This window comes from Proteiniphilum propionicum, assembly GCF_022267555.1.
Lineage (GTDB): Bacteria > Bacteroidota > Bacteroidia > Bacteroidales > Dysgonomonadaceae > Proteiniphilum > Proteiniphilum propionicum.
Genome location: NZ_CP073586.1, coordinates 1,923,576 through 1,942,647, shown reverse-complemented (window position 1 = coordinate 1,942,647; position 19,072 = coordinate 1,923,576). Strand labels below are relative to the sequence as shown.

Annotated in this window: 27 protein-coding genes; 4 read left to right on the top strand and 23 right to left on the bottom strand. The window is 38.2% G+C overall.

The genetic code is table 11. The annotated features are described in order from the left end of the window. Positions 1–2 precede the first annotated feature (2 nt). The 21 genes from KDN43_RS07960 to KDN43_RS07860 form a co-directional block, all read right to left on the bottom strand. Positions 3–584, bottom strand: a complete 582-nt coding sequence (locus KDN43_RS07960) for a hypothetical protein (RefSeq protein WP_238869367.1) — start codon at positions 582–584, stop codon at positions 3–5. Positions 585–586: 2 nt separating this feature from the next. Beyond that, positions 587–865 (bottom strand): hypothetical protein, encoded by a 279-nt coding sequence (locus KDN43_RS07955; protein WP_238869366.1) that lies wholly within the window; start codon positions 863–865, stop codon positions 587–589. 103 nt (positions 866–968) lie between these two features. Continuing rightward, positions 969–1,463 (bottom strand): phospholipase D family protein, encoded by a 495-nt coding sequence (locus tag KDN43_RS07950; protein ID WP_238869364.1) that lies wholly within the window; start codon positions 1,461–1,463, stop codon positions 969–971. Positions 1,464–1,502: 39 nt separating this feature from the next. Further along, complete coding sequence (locus tag KDN43_RS07945; RefSeq protein WP_238869362.1) at positions 1,503–2,285, bottom strand: hypothetical protein; 783 nt, start codon at positions 2,283–2,285, stop codon at positions 1,503–1,505. A 93-nt stretch (positions 2,286–2,378) separates the two neighbouring features. Beyond that, the gene (locus tag KDN43_RS07940; RefSeq protein ID WP_238869360.1) at positions 2,379–3,050 is read right to left on the bottom strand and encodes a hypothetical protein; all 672 of its coding nucleotides are present in this window, start codon (positions 3,048–3,050) and stop codon (positions 2,379–2,381) included. A gap of 96 nt (positions 3,051–3,146) precedes the next feature. Next, positions 3,147–4,181, bottom strand: a complete 1,035-nt coding sequence (locus KDN43_RS07935) for a hypothetical protein (protein ID WP_238869359.1) — start codon at positions 4,179–4,181, stop codon at positions 3,147–3,149. Positions 4,182–4,201: 20 nt separating this feature from the next. Next, entirely contained in the window at positions 4,202–4,621 is a 420-nt protein-coding gene (locus KDN43_RS07930; protein ID WP_238869357.1) for a hypothetical protein, read from the bottom strand. Then, complete coding sequence (locus KDN43_RS07925; protein WP_238869355.1) at positions 4,618–5,466, bottom strand: S49 family peptidase; 849 nt, start codon at positions 5,464–5,466, stop codon at positions 4,618–4,620. The genes KDN43_RS07930 and KDN43_RS07925 overlap by 4 nt, the downstream gene beginning before the upstream one ends. A gap of 120 nt (positions 5,467–5,586) precedes the next feature. Continuing rightward, positions 5,587–6,003, bottom strand: coding sequence for a hypothetical protein (locus KDN43_RS07920; RefSeq protein ID WP_238869353.1), 417 nt, complete (start codon positions 6,001–6,003; stop codon positions 5,587–5,589). 106 nt (positions 6,004–6,109) lie between these two features. Then, positions 6,110–6,589, bottom strand: a complete 480-nt coding sequence (locus KDN43_RS07915) for a hypothetical protein (protein ID WP_238869352.1) — start codon at positions 6,587–6,589, stop codon at positions 6,110–6,112. Positions 6,590–7,251: 662 nt separating this feature from the next. Further along, positions 7,252–7,563, bottom strand: coding sequence for a hypothetical protein (locus KDN43_RS07910; protein WP_238869350.1), 312 nt, complete (start codon positions 7,561–7,563; stop codon positions 7,252–7,254). Between the two features lie 13 nt (positions 7,564–7,576). Continuing rightward, entirely contained in the window at positions 7,577–7,831 is a 255-nt protein-coding gene (locus tag KDN43_RS07905) for a hypothetical protein (protein WP_238869348.1), read from the bottom strand. Positions 7,832–7,977: 146 nt separating this feature from the next. Continuing rightward, the gene (locus KDN43_RS07900) at positions 7,978–8,355 is read right to left on the bottom strand and encodes a hypothetical protein (RefSeq protein WP_238869347.1); all 378 of its coding nucleotides are present in this window, start codon (positions 8,353–8,355) and stop codon (positions 7,978–7,980) included. A 27-nt stretch (positions 8,356–8,382) separates the two neighbouring features. Beyond that, complete coding sequence (locus tag KDN43_RS07895) at positions 8,383–8,622, bottom strand: hypothetical protein (protein ID WP_238869346.1); 240 nt, start codon at positions 8,620–8,622, stop codon at positions 8,383–8,385. Continuing rightward, entirely contained in the window at positions 8,615–8,881 is a 267-nt protein-coding gene (locus tag KDN43_RS07890; RefSeq protein ID WP_238869345.1) for a hypothetical protein, read from the bottom strand. The genes KDN43_RS07895 and KDN43_RS07890 overlap by 8 nt, the downstream gene beginning before the upstream one ends. Positions 8,882–8,977: 96 nt before the next feature. Then, the gene (locus KDN43_RS07885; protein WP_238869344.1) at positions 8,978–9,202 is read right to left on the bottom strand and encodes a hypothetical protein; all 225 of its coding nucleotides are present in this window, start codon (positions 9,200–9,202) and stop codon (positions 8,978–8,980) included. Positions 9,203–9,237: 35 nt separating this feature from the next. Then, positions 9,238–12,258 carry a CHC2 zinc finger domain-containing protein gene (locus KDN43_RS07880; protein WP_238869343.1) on the bottom strand — a complete coding sequence of 1,007 codons (3,021 nt, stop codon included), beginning with the start codon at positions 12,256–12,258 and terminating at the stop codon, positions 9,238–9,240. A 212-nt stretch (positions 12,259–12,470) separates the two neighbouring features. Then, positions 12,471–12,908 (bottom strand): hypothetical protein, encoded by a 438-nt coding sequence (locus KDN43_RS07875; protein WP_238869342.1) that lies wholly within the window; start codon positions 12,906–12,908, stop codon positions 12,471–12,473. Continuing rightward, positions 12,905–13,213, bottom strand: coding sequence for a hypothetical protein (locus KDN43_RS07870; protein ID WP_238869340.1), 309 nt, complete (start codon positions 13,211–13,213; stop codon positions 12,905–12,907). Before KDN43_RS07870 ends, KDN43_RS07875 begins: the two co-directional genes overlap by 4 nt. A 4-nt stretch (positions 13,214–13,217) precedes the next feature. Continuing rightward, positions 13,218–13,613: a response regulator transcription factor gene (locus tag KDN43_RS07865; protein WP_238869339.1), complete on the bottom strand. Its 396-nt coding sequence runs from the start codon at positions 13,611–13,613 to the stop codon at positions 13,218–13,220. Then, positions 13,610–13,831, bottom strand: a complete 222-nt coding sequence (locus tag KDN43_RS07860) for a hypothetical protein (RefSeq protein WP_238869338.1) — start codon at positions 13,829–13,831, stop codon at positions 13,610–13,612. The genes KDN43_RS07865 and KDN43_RS07860 overlap by 4 nt, the downstream gene beginning before the upstream one ends. A 156-nt stretch (positions 13,832–13,987) precedes the next feature. On the opposite strand from KDN43_RS07860, the gene KDN43_RS07855 reads away from it, so the two are divergent. Together KDN43_RS07855 and KDN43_RS07850 are read left to right on the top strand one after the other, a co-directional pair. Next, the gene (locus KDN43_RS07855; RefSeq protein ID WP_238869336.1) at positions 13,988–14,365 is read left to right on the top strand and encodes a hypothetical protein; all 378 of its coding nucleotides are present in this window, start codon (positions 13,988–13,990) and stop codon (positions 14,363–14,365) included. 19 nt (positions 14,366–14,384) lie between these two features. Further along, positions 14,385–14,588: a hypothetical protein gene (locus KDN43_RS07850; protein ID WP_238869335.1), complete on the top strand. Its 204-nt coding sequence runs from the start codon at positions 14,385–14,387 to the stop codon at positions 14,586–14,588. A gap of 402 nt (positions 14,589–14,990) precedes the next feature. On the opposite strand, the gene KDN43_RS07845 is transcribed toward KDN43_RS07850, so the two are convergent. Then, the gene (locus KDN43_RS07845; RefSeq protein WP_238869334.1) at positions 14,991–16,487 is read right to left on the bottom strand and encodes a succinate CoA transferase; all 1,497 of its coding nucleotides are present in this window, start codon (positions 16,485–16,487) and stop codon (positions 14,991–14,993) included. A gap of 43 nt (positions 16,488–16,530) precedes the next feature. Next, a complete protein-coding gene (locus KDN43_RS07840; protein ID WP_238869333.1) occupies positions 16,531–17,052 on the bottom strand; it encodes a hypothetical protein in 522 nt (173 codons plus the stop codon). Positions 17,053–17,308: 256 nt separating this feature from the next. On the opposite strand from KDN43_RS07840, the gene miaB reads away from it, so the two are divergent. Further along, positions 17,309–18,658: a tRNA (N6-isopentenyl adenosine(37)-C2)-methylthiotransferase MiaB gene (miaB, locus tag KDN43_RS07835; RefSeq protein ID WP_238869332.1), complete on the top strand. Its 1,350-nt coding sequence runs from the start codon at positions 17,309–17,311 to the stop codon at positions 18,656–18,658. Between the two features lie 157 nt (positions 18,659–18,815). Beyond that, positions 18,816–19,058, top strand: coding sequence for a YtxH domain-containing protein (locus tag KDN43_RS07830; RefSeq protein WP_238869330.1), 243 nt, complete (start codon positions 18,816–18,818; stop codon positions 19,056–19,058). Positions 19,059–19,072 lie beyond the last annotated feature (14 nt).

Below are 19,072 nucleotides of genomic sequence, written 5' to 3'. Positions count from 1 at the left end.
TACTATTCTTCAGGTGAGATATCAATTGCCTCTGACTGCAAATTTCCCTTCCACAGCTTACGAAGTTCACGACGACGCTCTTCAAGATTATCGATCGGCTCAATATTTTCGAGTAGATCAGGATCAGCTGCAGGTTCAATATCGAGTGGAATCATTTGTTCCCAATCAAAATCATTATCTGGCTTGTCGGCCATAGTATATTTTCCAATCTTATCGAGAGCTGAAGCCATACCCCGGGCATCCCTTTCAGTTTCTGCAATTTCATAAGCTTTTTTAGCTCCCTCTATGATCATGTATCGGTACCAGCTTTTGGCTGATAACTGAATATTACCTATAATTTTTTGAACAGCTGCAAGGTCTCGGTACGCTGTTGTTGTTGATACCGGGGTGAATATACCATCGAAACCTGCCTCAAGCTCATCAACTAACTTTTTATCAGGCTTAAGAGGATCCTCCATTTTTTGAGTAATGCAGTGCACCCACCTTTTACGCCTTTCGTTTTCAGCTGGTGTGAGATGTTGAAGAGCTTCCGTTTCCGGGAGATATAAAACAGATTCTATTTTTTTAAAAGCGTCTTCCTTCATGGTTAATCAATATTTTGCTCTTTAATAAATTTCAATGCCAACGGCTCAGCAGCTGGTGACCCTGCTTTAGCTAACTTTATAATGTTTTGACGCAATTCAAGCTTAGTTTGTAATCGTCCACGATTAAAAGCTTCATACTCCGGAGAACCATGCTGAGAACGGCAGCGAACAACGAAATTCTTTCGATCTGCAGGTGGTATTCCAAGCAGTATTGCAATTTCGGCAGGTGTAAGCAGAGCAGCTGCATAATCCTGTAGTAGTTTAAGATAATCTTCGGTCATGTTTATCAGTCATTTATAATTTGCTCACGTCATGAATGTCGGCAGCAAATTAGTTTTTGGCTTCCCACGATAAGGCCTTTGCTCGCTAACCGGTATCGCTATATTATTCGAATATGAAGGGTATAGAGTCATTTTCGAAAACTTTATCGTAATACTGTTTATAATAATTGAACGTAGTATCCTCTGTTGTCATTATTCCAGCTTCATGACGCATTACCAGGTTCATATTGGCACTTCCCACCATTGCAAAGTTTATAAGCCTGTTTTGGACCAGCAAAATCTTCATGTGAGTTGATGAGAGTCTGATCTGATCAGCAACACTTGAAGAAAAAAACATCATGTCTATTTTATGCCGGTGTACATTCATGTCAAAGAGAAAACGAACGCTTAACAGCTTATTTTTTTCTTTCATGAAAAACATTGGCCGGAGGCTATCCTCTGATATATTGAAAGATGCTACGGACAAATGAAATGGTCCGATATATTGAAAAAGAAAAGGCAGTATCTCATGTACTGCCCATTCCCCTTTATGCGCGTAAGGAATTATTTTGCCGGGCAACGGCCCATGCGGAAAATACTCCTTAAATATAGTTTTCATCTCATTTCTGGAATAAAGGTTGAGTTATTCTAAAAATGATTACTCTTTTGAGAATAGAGCTTCGAGTTCTGCAAGTTGTTTTGCATATTCATCAACACGTTGCTGTGCATCTGCAGCTTTATCTGCTTTCCCTTCTTCGGTATATTTTTTTACCAGATTTGTATTTCTGGTTACATAACCTTTGAGTTTAGAAATATCTTCAGCAACTGCTTTTCCAAAATCAAACATGTTTTTTTCGACAGCTTGTTCAGACTCAGACTTTTCAATAGATTCCTTTTCACCTTCAGCCATGAACTTATTGATGCGATCCCAGATAGCTCGACGCTCATCATCCAAATCAACTAATTGAGTGCGAAGATTAGCTCGAACATCATCAGCAAGTTCATTAGCCATATCAGCATGGATTTTTGCCATTAAAGGCACAATCTCTTTAAGTCTAGCAACATCCGGAGCAAACTCTTCAGGCAACTGACTAAGATCAGTTATTTTTGACTCTGAACCTGTTGGTGCTGTATCATCTTTTCCTTTACCTGAATCACCAGATGGTGTTTCAGTATTAATAGATTTCACTTTAGCACTTTGGGCAAGCTTTAACTGATCAGGTGAAGCTTTAATCCTACGCTCAATAAATCTCACCTGGTTTATCAGGATTGAGAATCGACCTGCCGGATCGAATTGAGCAATTTCCTTTTGATCAACATCATTCAGAAATTTACCGAAAGATGCATTTTGTTCTTTATTGGCCAGATCATTGAAAAACTTTAATCCTTCAGCATATTCACGCTTGGGATTGGCCATCCAGTTTTGTATTTTTTTTAGCATAATTGAAGTCTTTAATTTTAAAAAAGGGAGTGGGCAGTAATCATGCACCACTCCCTATCAACATGACAAATCAAACAAGAGAAAAAAGAGCTATCAAGGAACCACTACCGGATTCTCCAATTCATCAAAATCTATTGGTGTACCCAATAAAATATACGGACAGAAGCTATCAGCTTCAGCCGTGAAAGTATGAGCTTTACGATCGGCTGCAGCGGCACCACCTGCAAATGCAGGACTTATATTAGCAGGATAACCTTTTTGTCCCACCATATACTGTTGACCGTCGTGACCTTCGTAAATCACATAACCTGGAGTGTTATTAACTAACCGGGCAAAAGCGCCTACTTCAGCTGCAGAACCCGGGTGTCCAAATTCTAAGGTTTGAACGAATGACTGACCATCAATTTCACCCTGAGGTTCTGCATTATAATTGACAGTTCCTTTGGTTGCATAGATGAATTGAGGTGAATCTCCATCTTTAAATACAAAAGCACCGGCTGCCGTTACAAGATCACCAGCATCGACGACCGTATCTTTATCCGGTAATGTTGGCACAGCTGTAACAGCACAATCCGGTATAAACGCTACCCTATTTTTATATCCACCCATATTTTCAGATCCACAGTTCCATTTAAGTGGTCCTGCGAACCCTACGGGCAGAGCAAAGGCAAGAGCGATACCTGAGCCCATATCAATTTGGGCTATCACTATGGAAATTATGGCTAAAACCATTATCCCCAATATTTTTTGAAATACATTTTTCATTTTGTTGTATTTTTATTTGAAAATGAATTTATCTTTTTTCAAAGTGATACATTTTAAGGAAAAGCGGAGTTTATCCGCTAATCCTTATAATCACTATTAATAATCACCAGACAGATCGTTGACTGTGTTGATTTCTTCATTGACCATGAACACCTTTGGATGGATGTCACGAATTCTGGTATCGTATGCCGATTGTACCCAGAATTGAACTTCATTTGGATCATCCTTTACATTGCGCACCTGGACGAACTGCTTGTCATTTTTGTCTCTGGTACCGATATCGATCAGTCCAGGTATAACAAGCATCAGTTGAGAGCCGATTCCATATTCAGGTTCCGAAATGATCTGCAAACGTGGCATGTTAGCATCATCACGGAGAAGTTTAACGGTTTGCTCTAATGTTGGATCCTCGTGAGCTTTTACTCGCTCTTTGTAGGATGCACGAACAGCATTCATAACAGTTTCAGAAGCATAGAGGAGAACCTCTTTGCGTCTCAGGTACCAGCTAGCTTGACGCAGCCAATCTACCAAAGCCTGATAATCATCTCGCGGTTCTCCTTCAGCAGGAACCACACCAAATTTACCTGATGCTACAAGGTTTTTGTTGTCCACGGTAATTTGTGAAGTGGTTTTCAATAGGCTCAACTTGTAGTTCACACCGTTGAATGCAGTTGCAGGTGTGAGAACAGCTGTGTCTCGCTGAGCATGAAAGATGTTAAAAGCAACATCCTCAGAGAATGATTTCACAATTGCAGCAAGCAGAGTTGCTTCAATTGGGTGTTTCTTGGACTTATTGTCAACAGGATTACCCTGACTTGACAATACGTCCATTTCTTCATAGTTTGTCACATTATCAGGAACATGTGCAAACACGATTTCGGGCTTAAGTGAAGCCTCCATAAACTTGATCATTTCTTTTTGTTGATCTAAGGTAAGACCTACAGAATAAGGAGCAAGAATTCCTGCATCACGGCGCATGTTCTTCAGAATATGTTCACCTGAAGGAACATCTATGATGTTCAATCTCATGCGTAGGGCCATATCATTAAGCGTATTGAAAGGAAGCATCCTTAAAACAGGATCGTACCTTTTAGCAGCTGATGTTAAGCCTTCTAAATTAATTGTAGCCATAGTTAAGTATTTGTTTTGGTTTAAATAAGTCCTTCTTTTTTAGCCTGCTCAATTACGGCAAACGGATTCTTTTGATTTTCCTTGGCAAAATCAATAAGATCTTTCTTCTCTCCGGTTGTTTCTCCCTTAGAGGTAATTTTTGCAGATTCTTCAGCAGGTTTTGCGTCAAGCTCTTCTTCAAGCTCTGCAACTTTACTGTTTGAAGTTTCCAGTTCACCTTCAAGTTCGGTGATACGTGCATTTGCCAGGTCGAGTTGCGGCTGCAAATCAACGGTTTTGGCATCTTTACCTTCAGCCTGTAGGGCCTCGATAATATGTTCTGCAGTAATGTCTTTTGCTTCGACACCCTCAGAATTTCCAATAATGGCAGTTACGATCTGAGAATAAGCATCAGACTTTTCTTTCAGTTCATTATACTGCTGGTCAGTTAAAAATTTCATACAAAGTAATTTAAGATGTTAGAAAATGAGTCAATTTTATCAATTAGCCCTATTTCCAGGGCATCAGAAGCAAAGAATGTTTTACCGGTACCCCATTTCGAGCGATCAGCTTTAAGATGCTCTTTTCTATTCTCTTCTATCATCGAGAGAAAGTGTTCATTGTACCGGTTGGCCAATTCTAGAAGAGGTTTAGTATTACCTTTTACAGCTTCGCGAACCTCCATGTTTTTTTCAGTTGAGTCGCTTGCATAAACCTCAATAAGGTTAATACCCATCTTTTTGAAATATTCGGTATAATCAGCTACACTGACATATGTACCTATAGATCCTACAGTAGCCAGTTCTGAATTTGCAACGATAAGATCTGTGCAGGAAGCTATTCCATAAGCAGCAGAACATGCAAAGTCGGATACGTATGAAATAATGGGTTTATTTCTCTGTGCTATAGTTTCAGATATATGACGCATTGCTGCACCTTCACCACCACCTGAGTCGATATTGAAAATGATGCCTTTAATATTGTCATTGTCGAAACATCTTTGAAGCAGATCTGATTTTGTTAGCATTCCTGCATCACACCAAGAATCATATTTTGTTATAGCATTGGTAAAATCAATAATTGCAATTGAATCTTCATGAGCTTCTTCCGGTGGAGTAGCATTGCCGAATTCAGAAACATGGTACCCGGAGAGGTTTTTTTCTGCAAAGCGTAAATAATCGTGCTGATTATTTTCTTTTTCTTTCAACTCACCTTTAAGATATGAAGTGATAAGAGGTAAATAATTAGATGCATGTGATGCATTAATTAACCAGATATTTGAGAGAATTCCGTGTTTGTGTAGCATTACCAGTAATTTTATGACAATATTACCGGTATTAATGGGTGAATTAAGGGACGGAGATTATACTACTGCTGTATAGTATCTTATACTGAACGTGTGTTTAATTATATAAATTACAACTATTTACTGGCGCAATAGGTAAGGATAATAAGGCTGTCGACCGGTGAGTGATATTATCTCACCTACTTCACCTTCCGGGCGATCCGACATTATCGGAGAGGTAGCACCTGTTAGTGGAAAACTTGGAATACCAAAAACAATCTCTTCACCCAGTGAGTTTTTACATATTGCAATCATTTTATTGAAAGGTTTTAGTTTTAGACCTGTTCTGTTTTTTGAAGAAATAGATAGATTTATTTCATAAATATGTCCCATTTTTTCCTTAGAAACAGAAACTATCGGAGATATTCCATACTTTTTTACATCTATATCAAAAAATGACATACCCGGTTTAAGAGTTATTTCAACCTTATCAGAGATAACAGCAAAAGATTCAATGTTTTTTGTTTCGATTATTCGGGCTGATATGAAACCGCCCATTCTGTCTGTTGTGTGCATGATTTTCAGTGTTGTAAGTAGTTGATATTGTGGACGTGGTAAATAGTTTACATCATTTTGACATCAATTTGACTGTAAAAGGGACTAATCACGCCGTTTGATCGCAGTATTTTTTATCTTTTTTACGTCGATTAAACTCATTTCTTCGTAATCTGTAGAATTCTTTCTTATAAGCATCCTCAGAAATTGAGTTAATTGCATATTCACACATGAACCAATGAATGGAATCAATATACGTAATTCCCTTTCGTTTGTTAAACCGAAGACGGTGATGAAGCTCCTCGAACATTATCTCTTCGATCTTCTTTTCGATTATAGTTTGTGAACGTTTGGAAAGATAGTTATAATATTCAGGGCGTTTACCAATTGAGCGGGACGGAAGAATGATCTCCAAATTTCCTCTGTCAATTGGAGGTGCATCTGCAGGTCGTTTTGACATTAGATCCCAAATTACAATATAGATATCTGATCCAGCCGGAAACTGAACCGGTTTATCCTGGCATCCGACAAATCGGCCTTTGACATATTCTGCCAAGTGCGGTTTAATGTTGATTTTTGTTGTAACCATATTTTTAAACACTTGTATACTAAACCGTTAATAGTATTAAATTAGTGAATATTCATGAAATATACAAATGTTTACTGATATATTTTCATTGCCCAAATGAGTTTGACAGGGTGACCTGCGTAAAACATTAGTTTAAATTCGTGCATTCGTGCGTTTATTTTAAACATTTTCGATTTACCACTGATATACAATGTTTTAGAGACTTAATAATTCCGTACTATTTTGTACTAATGTGTACTTTTACGTACTAATCGTGTTTTTCGTGCAGAAAGTACAAATCGTGCAGATTCGTGCAAAATTCGTGCACTCATATAATTATGATAATAAACTACTTATCTGTTTAAATTTTCAGATTGTACGATTGTACGATTTTTTTCTTACTTTTTTAATAAGTCTATTTCTAAAAATATAATAATAAATAAATAATATATTATATGTCACTGTGGCTGTTTGTTTGCGGTTGGTTTTTGCGCCTTTCCCGGGAGCTTGAATTTTTTATGTGTACAATTGTTCCATTTTCTGACAAGCATAAAATTGGGGTGCAAGGGGAAAATCGAACGAAGAGGAGTATATCAAAGGTATTCGTGCCTTTGGCACTCATAAGACAAAACAGCCCCACGCTTGACAGCGTGAGGCTGAAGAGACTGCCATAAATGCAGAGATCAATCATAAACTGCTTGACAGATAATCTCGTATTGAGCCGGTAAACGCTTTGTTCCCACAACTACCGCCAGTCCACGGGCTGCAAGTTCATATAGTCGCTGATTGGTGATCGGACTTTCGCTGAAGTTGTGAAGCTCGGCACATACGAAATAGCATTGTTGCAGGTCGAAGTCATGAACCAATGGCTTGATAAACTTTCCTGCGTCATTCTGAGTTAAAGCAAAGCCCAGCCGTATCATAATACCCTGGATAATTCTGCGACGCTCCTGAGCGTCCGGATGGACTGCTACTATGATTTTATTTTGCTTCATAATGCGTTTGATTTTAATGTTGTTTTATCCCATTCACTTTACCAGACGCGTCATATTCATGAACTGTATAACCCAGTTTAGTGATTTCTTCTTTTAATTCTTGGATTTGCTGTCTCTGCAGCTCAATGTGATTTACTATCCGCTTTAGGGAAGAATTATATGTTGCTGGTATTACATTGCCCGGATTATCGATTTTAATGCACACATTCTGTAAATCTTTCTGCAAGATTGCTAGTTCTTCTATTCTTGAAATAATTGTTTCGTCCATGTTGTTTTATTTTTAGAAATTAAATGTAAATTCCTCGTAATCATAGCCCAGTTCATTGAGCTTATTCTTAAGTACTTTGAGGTATCTACCGTTTCCGGGTTTTTGTTTAAATCGTCTTTTGTTTTTGCTTGATATCTCATTCTATCCTATAATATAAAGGCTTTGTAAATGTCTATAAATTGTTTTCCCGCATACTCTGCTAATTCTCTTGATTTAAAAGCAAGGCGAGACCCGATGAGCGTGTTCGCATGCGAGAAAGCGTGAGCCGAGTTCACGTAAACGAGCCCGGAAGTCGAACCGTTGATTTCTACTTCAAAGTATGGATAATATTTAGGTTGAAAGAGATCTGTCCAATCTGCCTCCCACCCCTCATTTAGTGCTTTGGAAATCACTTTAAGTTTGCGATAAGCCAATTCATCTGTCATGTTTAAAACCATACACGGATCTATAGATCTTCCCAATTCATTACATGCATCCTCATACGTTTTAATTCTGTCTGTTACGTTTTGTAATTTTTGTGTCATAATCTTTTTAGTTTTTAGTTTTCTGTTTTATATCGTTTCTATCTTCTTTATTATATGTCTTAGATAACCATAGCTTGAACTATATGCCTTTTTTATAGGGCAGTATTTGCCTTCTTGCATGAGATCTGGATCATTAACCGGTATCAGTGAGCCAATCCATATAGATGGAGTGTCCTGTTTAGGTTGAACATCTATTATCTTACCTGTATCGTCACAAATGAATTGCTGAAATGATTGTCCGGAGTTTATGAGGGTTATTTTAATCATTGTCTGATGATTTATAATTCATATTTTCATGCTTTTCGTCTGTACCGATTCTAATTTCATAATGATCGACACCTACCATGACACCTCCAAACTCAAATAAAGGTTTACTTTTTGTCTTCTCATCGTATTCTTTAACGTCAATTCTAAAAGTGTACAGATTATCTTTTATCTTATCATTGCAAAGATTCTCAATTTGCGAAATTGTCATATCCTCAGGAATTGTGCCTCTATATTTTGCTATTACTATTACTTGTTTCATATCGCAATAAATTATTTAGTTAGTTAATAATTAGTTTTTGAAAAAGCAGCTCTAACTTCACAGCCGGAACTGCATGAATTTAATTATGAAAAAAAGTTATTGTTGACTTCGAAATGGCCTTACGCCCGATATGGCTTTTCGCGCATCATTTCTCATATTTTCATAAGCCTGATCAACTGCATCATCCGGCCTGATGTTATAGCGAGCTTCAGCTGCTGCTCTTAGGGCTGCAACCTGATAGTACTCCTGAGATATATGCTTCAGTGTAGCATACATCTTGTTAAATTGCTCCTGTTTTTTTTTGTTGAATTTGATAATCATGTTAATGGTTTTTTGTAGTTAATACTCTTATTATTTTAGAATGGCAGGTCTGATGGTCTCTCTTCACTTAATTCCGGACTGGCATTAGGATCGCTCCATTTTTCCTGATCTCCTAGCATGATATATTCCACACCACCTGACTTATCCGAATCATCAGGACGCCCATCTTTATCAAAGAATTGACAGAGACCTGTTGCTGGATCATATTTGTGTGGATTGAAAAGATAGTCCTTCCATTGGCAGTAAAAGCGTATAAGCGACTTGAAGCGAGAAGCTGTTGTATATCTTCTCTGATCCGGAGCATACTCCAGATAATCATCATAGACTTCTCTTCTCTTAAGTCTTACGTTTCGACGTTCGTCATCTGAGAAATATTCATCTGCCCAGGAGATGAAATCTTCACCCATTGACTGGCGGAGCTTACGCTGTTCAATTCTCTGAGATGGAGCTTCAACAATGCCGAAACGTAAATATATCTGCACACACTCAGCAAGCAGATTCCACATAAGGTTCCATTGCTCAAAATCCCATTCATCAAAAAAGAGGGTACCGAAATCATCAACCGGTTTATGCTTATCATTGTAGTAGTCCGAAAAGGCTATTTTCCACTGACGGTCATTGAATGATGCCCCTTCACCGTTCAATGCATGATTTGTAGTAATATATACTTTTGGTGAGTCGTAGAACGAAAGAGTTGCACGACGTTCGCCTTTGTAATTAATGGACCAGTCACCGGTAATGTTGGCGAAAAGGAATTCAAAATTAAAATTAGTTCTAACGTCATCAATGAATACAACCTTCGTTTTCACCGTTACCTCGTCCCAAATAAAAGGATCCTTATCAAAGTCTTTATGCTTCCCATTTATGCTTACAGTTGGCAGTACTTGCTTAAATAATTCACCCAGAATAGATTTCCCTGAACGTCCATTTGAAGTTCCAACTTCAGATTGCTTTCCATCCATGGCTACAACTGCTCTGGAAACCGACCTATCTTTGGCCGACATAAGCATATAGCCAACTGCAGCAAGTTTTGAAATGAGATGTGTGTTGTTTTCGTCAAGCTCATCCTCAGGAACTGGAAGCTCTTTTTGTTCTAAACGCCACGTAAAATTTGAAGTGTTTATTAGGAACTGCAGGAAGTGTGATTTCTGGCCATTTTTATTTATGGTTATTTTGAACTTATCATCAACTTTTGTGATATTCATTAATGGATTGACACGTTTGGCCTGGAAGTCATTTACTTGATCTCTCCAAATCTGGTGATTAATTGATGTATAATCATTTTCAATAATCCCGTTTTCTTTAACCTCCCAATAGTTATCTTTAAAATAGAATAGCTGCCGATCACGAAGTGGTTTCTCAAAGCTGGGCTCATGAAAGAAAAGGTTTGATAGCTTTTCTGGTCCAAGGAATTGCGGTCCTCCCCGGTGTAGCATTTCTAAAACCTCTTCATTTGCTATTTCGCGAGTGAAATCTTTTACAAAGTCTCTTATTTTTTCGTGACTGGGTATTGTTTCAACAAATGGATACTCAGTGCGTATAAACTCGTAAGAGCCATCAGGTTTTGCAAAACGATAAAAACCCCTGTTTTGAAGGAACCGGAATGAACGCTCATATCTAAATCGATATTCAGTTCGCACAAATGCACCGCTTCTGTCAAACTTATCTATTTCTTCCCAGTATTTTTCATCTGCCTCAATTGGCTGAGCTGACTCGATTTCCCCTTTATCATTGAAACGCCAGCGATATTTTCCTATACGAAATTCCGGAAGTTGCTTTAACACTTCCCTGTGAGCTTCAGCAAAGTCATTTGCACTGTTAAGACTCCAAATATTTGCAATTTTGGAGTCACTCATGGTAGTAATTTTATAAAGCTGCAGATACTTACCCTCGAGCGATTTTTCATTGATAAGGAAGTCGATATCTTCTTTCAGCAGATGTTCTTTTTTCTTAAGTGTATTTGATAATAGATCATCAATTCCCTTATCTTTCTTTTCATTTTCTTTTATATGGCCAAAGAATATTTCTAAGTGAATAGAACGGGAGTTACGAAGCTGTACACAGTATTCTTTAAAATTTCTCACTGATGTGAAAAATGATCTTGGCCGTTGATCCGCATAATCATTAATACCAATGTTTTTTGATATCTGGTTCCAGTCCGAATCGAACAATAGCACTATTTCCTTAACTTCACATGCTTGAATCAATTTGACCAGATCCTCATGAAGTTTTCCATTTCTGGCCAAATTGTGAATTCCTGAAATTGCAACAGAATCAATACCTTCCTTACATGCTTTTTCAGCTTTTTTTTCTCCTTCCTGGATAAATAATCTCTGAATTTTCTGACCAGTTTTATATTTTTCTCGAATTCTGTGTGGAATATAAATAAAGGATCCTGAACCTACCGGCGATTTGTATTTAAATGGCTTACCATTTTTGTCAAGGTGTTCGTCCGGGTATTGCCAGCGAACACGGAAATAGTCTTTAACCTTACCGGTAGGTTTACCGTTTAAAATTTGTTCATATCTGACAGGTTCACCTTCCAGGTCGTAATATTCAATTATCACATCATCACCATCATCAAATACCCTTTCATTACGACTATTGATTGTTCCGGACAAAAAAACCTTTGAAACCGTGGTTGTATTGTTTACATCTTTACTGAATATTTTTGCCTGAACATCTGCAGGTGTTAATCCTGACTCTTCGAGCATTCGCCTGCAATAGGTTTTTCCGGATGTTTTTTTTCTCTTTTCTTTTGGTGGTTCTATGTAAACATTAAACTGGTTGGCCAATTCTTGAATAGCTTCTAGATACTCTTTGCCTAATTTCATGTAAAACGAAACCGGGTCATTACCTCCAAAGCCGCACTTAAAGCACTTAAATATATTTTTCTTCTCGCTAAATTCAAAACCTTTCACTTCATGACAACTTGGACACTGACCGTAATAGGTTGATCCGCGACGTGCCATTGGGACATTCTCTTTTATAACATCGAGAAGACGGCCTTCAGCCGCTTGTTTTACTTTGTCTTGATCTTCTTTTTTAATATGCATGATATATTGAGTGCTAATCTTGTTCGAAAAAATTTGAATCCAGCCAGGATGTTTGCCTTGCGTCGAATGCTTCCTGGAGTGTTACTCCGAGATGGGAGCAAAGGGCTTTATACTGGTCTTCAGTCAGTTTACGCTCACCTCTGTATGCCGACCACCATTGACGCTGAGAAATGCCTACTGCAACATAAAACTTAGTGGTTGGTCGAAAGTATTCAGGATGCACGAATTTTATTTTGATTATTTCGTATGCGAGATTTCGAAATTTGTGCTGTATTGGAAATATCCGCTCCCGGTGTATATATAGTTTCAGGTCGTATTCCGTTACTCCCAGCTCCTTCGCCATCTCTTCTGTGCTCATTTTTCCTATGTGTTTTCTCACGTATTTTTCGTGCTTCTTCCAGTTGGTGTACATGCTGTTTAATAAATTTAGTGTAGTCATTTGAAAACAGGTATTCGCCGTAATGCATTATCGCAAATGATTTGAGGACTTCCATATAAAGAGGTTCCATCTCTTCACTGCAATTATCCTTTATTTTAAAAGATTCTCCGGAGTGCATCAAACGTATCTTATTATAATTCCACTCCACATATCTCCAGAATGTTTCAGGTCCAAGCTTGGCCATATATGTTTCAATGATTTGTTTGCTCATGATATTTCAAGTTGAAGTTTGGCTTTGTAAATTATAAATTCAGACATTAATACAGCTAGCTTAGCGATATCGAAGAATTGCTTAGGCTTGAAGGTGAAATATGAATTTTCCTGTAAGTTTTTGTAAGAAACAATTTCTATTACTTTAAGGTTATTCAAGCGATCGATATCTGTTTTAGAAAGCAGAGTGTTTAAATGGACGATACTGAGTCCTTCAGTCATTTGATTACTGTAATGCATGGAAAGATCATTGTAATAGATGTATGAGGCACTTTCATTTATAACTACTTTCAACTTGTTGTTCATAACATCATGCAGTTAATGGATCTTCGCTAAATCGGCATGATTGAGTACGAGAACGTGAACGTCTATAAAGTCGCTCTATTCTAATCCGAGAAGATCTTTGTTGAGTATATTGTGAGGTGTCATGTATTTCTCCGTAAGAGAATATAATTAGAAGTATTCCGGCTATTGCTTTGCTTACTAACGGTGAGAGGTTGAAGCTGATGTTAAACCGGTTACAAAACCACCAAGCAGAAAGCTCGTTAATTTTGTTGCAGCCTGTCTTTTCGTATATATTTCGTACGTGCTGATCTACAGTACGCTCAGATATAAAGAGAAGATGGGCTACTTCCTTTTTTGAAGAGCCCCAGGCTATTAATTCAGAAACCTGTTGTTCCCGGGGTGTGAGTTCTGATATTTTCATACTGTTCCCCACACTTCGGTTATACCATATTCAGCAAAAATGCCTTCAATCGCTTCAGCTTCTGAAACTTTGGGCTCTACAGTTCCATCAAGCCGCAATTTCCATGATGACCGGCTATCTACATTTAGATTTAATGCCTCCATGATTTTCCGGCGAACTTCAGTAGCATCTTTTTGTGCTACCTGGTTGTAACCTTTTTTGAATGAGAATCGCTCCATTTGTCATGTTTTTTAAAAGGAAATAAGCTGTTTACGCTATTTTTTAGCGTTAATTATTTATTTACCTTTGTTCATTAATTATATACGACACAAACATACAGAATATATTCCTAATAATACAAATATTTTCGGAATATATTCCAACAAATTTTAGACATGGATTATAATACTCTATTATCCAATCGCTTAAAAATTATTCTTGATGAGTACTTTGAAGGGAATTATTCTGAAATGGCAAGAAGTATAGGCGTTACTGAAGGTAGTATAGTCAGCTACATAAAAGGAAAAAAGAAAAAAGACGGTGAAATTAGAATATCAACACCTTCAGCAGAAGTTATAAATTCATTAATTACAAAAACAGGAATAAATTCCGAATGGCTGATTTCCGGAGTTGGTGAAATGAAGAAATCCGATAAGGATATTAATTCAGATACTAAAGAAGAATATCAAATCACACAAGAGAGATTATTGAAGTTGATTGAATCACAGCAGCGTACAATTGAGAATTTGTCTAAAAAAATTGAAATTAAATAACGATTTAAAAAATATAATTATGAAACTTGAAGAATTTGGTGTACCCAACTACTCGCACTTAAAGGATAATGAAATAGTTGTCGCAACAGAGGTATTTATGAAAAGATTAGGTATAACTTCAGGATCAACCAACACTATGGATCTATATAACCTTTTGAAGGTATATCTTAAAAATATTGACAAAAGAATAGAAATAAACAAAGTGTTAAACAACTCTTTGTGAACAGTTTATTTGTTTTTTTTATAACATTGAAACGGGACAGCCCCCGGGACAATGTTTATTTAATCAAGAAAGAAATTTTATTGGATATCAGAGCATTAGACAAATGAAACGGAGTAGATAGACTCTTCTCATCCCGACAAAAACAGTCAAACTGCTATCTTTCAGCAGTTTAATTTTTAATAAATGTCTATTTCTGTTGTGAGATAGACATTTATTTTTTTAAAGCGCATCAGATACTGCCGGGTTTCAGTATCAGGCTGGTATAGGCACTGCAATAATTTGCATCAACGGTTTAAGGCACTGGCTGCCTTCTGTAACCAGCAGGGTTTCCGGCGCCATCAGTGTTTAGTAGCAAAAGCATTAATGCCCCGGCGGGGTTCCGTGCTCCAGGGCATTAACGTTTCAGGGCATTTTATACTTTAAAAAATCGGTGTTCAGCATACTCCCCGTCTCTTTCAGTGCATGATGAAAGGCGAAACATGCATAAATATCCTGCGGAATATGCCCTTTCACGCCACGATTGAGATATTCGTGCAACAAAGGACGATAATCGGGATGAGCACATTTCTCTATTATCTCTTCGGCACGGTTTCTTGGCCCTTTTCCTCTCAAATCGGCCACACCATATTCAGATACCACAATCTTCACTGAATGCTCGGTGTGATCTTCGTGTGTAACCTTGGGAACTATGCAGCTTACAGCTCCACCCTTTGCTGTGGAAGGAGTGAGAAATACCGACAGATAGGAGTTACGTGTAAAGTCCCCCGATCCTCCAATACCATTCATCATCTTGTTACCATTAACATGAGATGAGTTTACACTTCCAAAAATATCTACCTCAATAGCTGTATTCAAAGCAATAACACCCAACCGACGTGCAAGTCCCGGGTTATTAGAAATTTCAGAGGGGCGCAACACAAGTTTGTTTTTAAAAAAATCCAGATCATCGTAGAACTGATGAAGCGCATCGTTGCTCACGGTAAGCGAACAGCCGCTGGCAAAGGAGATACAACCCTTCTGCATCATGTCAAGAACAGCATCCTGTATCACTTCAGTATATACTTCGAAACGGGGAATATAGGGATTTCCACCCATCGATGCCAGGACTGCGTTGGCAATATTTCCCACTCCCGACTGTATTGGCAGAAAATGGTGGGGGATACGACCGGCTTTCATTTCCGACACGAAAAAATCAGCCACGTTGTTGCCGATCTGCGCCGTTACATCATCTACAGGGGTAAAACCGTGACCCTCGCCATCCCTGTCGGTTTCCACCACAAATATCTTTTCAGGATTTACTTTCACATAGTCCAACCCTATACGTGTTTGCACTTCATATATAGGTATTTCACGCCTTTTGGGAGGATCCTGCAGTTCATATATATCATGAATTCCGCGTAATTTCGCCGGGACTCTTTTATTCAACTCTACAATTACAATATCTGCCAATCGGCATATGGTAGGGACAATTCCCACAGCAGTTGTCGGAACAATTACCCCCTTTTCAGTCACCTGGCTAGCCTCAATAATAGCTACATTTATACCACCAAGGAATCCGTATCTTATTTCCTGAGCCAGTTGAGAAAGATGGAGATCAAAATAATCGAGCTCTCCCCGGTTAATTGCCTCACGCATATCTTTGTTAGTCTGATAAGGCGTACGGAATTTAATTGCTTTTGCACGGGAAAGAGTTCCATCGATGGAATCACCGGTTGATGCCCCGGTAAATATACCAATCTTAAACGGATTACCCTTTGCATGCTCTGCCTCCGCCCTTTTAGCTATCTCCACCGGTACCACTTTGGGGCAACCGGCATGGGTGAAACCGCTGAAGCCAACATTGTCGTTATTTTTCACAAGAAACGCAGCCTCTTCAGCACTGATAAATTTTAATGCCATATGAATTGATTGTATTAAATGTTAATCAATGATTTTTCCAAATCTAGTACCTTCTTCGTAAAATCTCACTATATAAAACCGCTTTTTTTAACTCTTCCCTGCCTTCATCACCTGAAAAAGCATCAACGATAGGGTGCCATGAAGATGTTTTTTGTCTACCACTGTTTTTATCGTGTTGCTTTTCTGACATATCAGATATACCGGCAATATTATCAGTATATATGCCGCTGTCAAAAATAGTACCTGTATCATAGTCAAAAGCAGAAATGCCCTCTTGTGAGCTATCACTGGAAATTGAAACAAGATCTAAGGAAGATTGAAATTCTCTGCGCACTGTTTCTCCTTTATTAAAGGACGTTACAGGCGGAGGCATGGGTTTCTCTGGCTTAAGATGCTTAACTATCTGCTTACGTTGAGGGTACCACGTCTCTTCATCAGTAATAGGTTTAGGATTATCACTGGCCTGTTGCGCTTGTTGATTTTTTTTCTTCCTGGAATCATTAAAAAATCCCAATAACATGAAAAATACAAGAAGGATCAAATAAATAATGTCTCCGGACTCCATATTTTTATTAATTTTGCAACGCAGCAAAAATAATGATTTTTTACGATATAGAGTGTATTTGGTTATATAAAAAAATCGAGAGCAACTTCACAGCCGCTCTCGAACATTTAACCAAAACCTTAACTATGAAAAAATTTTTATTTTTTCCTCGAGGCAAAAATACTACAAGAAAGGTAATATTGCAACTTTTCCAACAGATAAATAACTGTTTTAACTTTTCCTTGAGTGTAATATATCACAGTTTACAAGCAAAGAGATGAATTCAGATAAAATTAAAGAAAAGAAACTATTTATAGAGACTTACGGATGCCAGATGAACGTGGCAGATACAGAGGTAGTTGCATCTATAATGGAGATGGATGGCTATACACTCACAGATAACGACCGTGATGCAGATGCTATTTTCGTAAACACATGCTCTATCCGTGATAACGCTGAACAGAAGGTTATTCAGCGACTCGACTATTTCAATGCATTGAAGAGAAAAAGGAAGGAGAACCTTATAATAGGTGTGCTGGGATGCATGGCAGAACGTGTAAAAACTGGTCTTATAGAGAATCACAATGTAGACCTGGTTGTCGGCCCCGATGCCTACCTCGACCTGCCCAACCTTGTAGGTGCGGCAGAACGGGGAGAGAAAGCCATGAATATAGAGCTGTCACGTACAGAGACTTATAAGGATGTGATCCCCTTAAAAATGAGCGGAAGCAATATCTCGGGATACATATCCATAATGCGCGGATGTAACAAATTTTGCACCTACTGTATTGTCCCCTACACCCGCGGTCGCGAACGAAGCCGCGAGCCTGAGAGCATCCTCAATGAGCTGCGCGACATGCGCGAAAAAGGTTTCAGAGAAGTAATACTGCTTGGACAAAACGTAAACTCATACCGGTATAGAGAGGGGGAAAAAAGCATTCTGTTTCATGAACTGCTATCAATGGTTGCAGAGGCTGCTCCTGAAATGCGTATCCGCTTCACTACTTCCCATCCCTGGGATATGAACGACCAAACTCTTGAGACTATAGCTAAATACAAAAATCTTTGCAACTACATCCACCTTCCTGTGCAATCGGGAAGTTCGCGAATGCTTAAGTTGATGAACAGGAGGTACAACAGGGAGTGGTATTTAGAACGTATCGAAGCCATCAAACGTATTATTCCTGATTGCGGGCTATCAACCGATATCATGTGTGGTTTCCATTCCGAAACGGAGGAAGATCATCAGGAGACACTCTCATTAATGCGTGAGGTGGCCTTCGATTCGGCTTTTATGTTCAAATACTCAGAAAGGCCGGGGACATACGCTTCTAAAAAGCTGGAAGACAATGTACCGGAAGAGGTAAAGGCCAGGCGTTTGCAGGAAATTATCGACCTGCAGATGGAACTGTCTCACCAAAGCAATGAAAGAGATCTGGGTAAAGAGTTTGAAATACTGGTAGAGGGTTTCTCCAAACGTTCACGGGAACAGCTTTTCGGTCGTACCGATCAGAATAAAGTGGTCATCTTTGACAAAAAAAATCACCGTATAGGGCAGTTCCTTAAAGTAAGAATAACGGGATTCACATCAGCAACATTGTTAGGTGAGGCCTTAACTGCAGAATAGTTCTCATCTCATTATTAATGATTTCAAAAAACATTTTTGCCCATAAAGTGTTTAATTTTTGAAGAGCATGAAAACAGCTGACATAAGAGTTGCTCGCAAGAAATGAAATAACGGTATAAGATAAAATAAAAACTACTAATTATTAAACGCATAAATTATGAAATCAGAAGCAAAATTATTACTGGGATTAGGTATTGGTATTGCGCTTGGCGCTGCTGTGGGTTACATTATTGGAACCGACAGAAGAGAGGAATGGCTTGAGCAAGCCAATGAATTTGCAGACAAACTAAAAACTAATATTAAATCTGCTGTTTACAAGGGAAAAAGCGAAGTACATGATCTAAAAGAGGATATTGATGACATTGCTGAGATAGCAAAGAAAGAGCTTGCAAAACAATAATTTATCCTCTAATC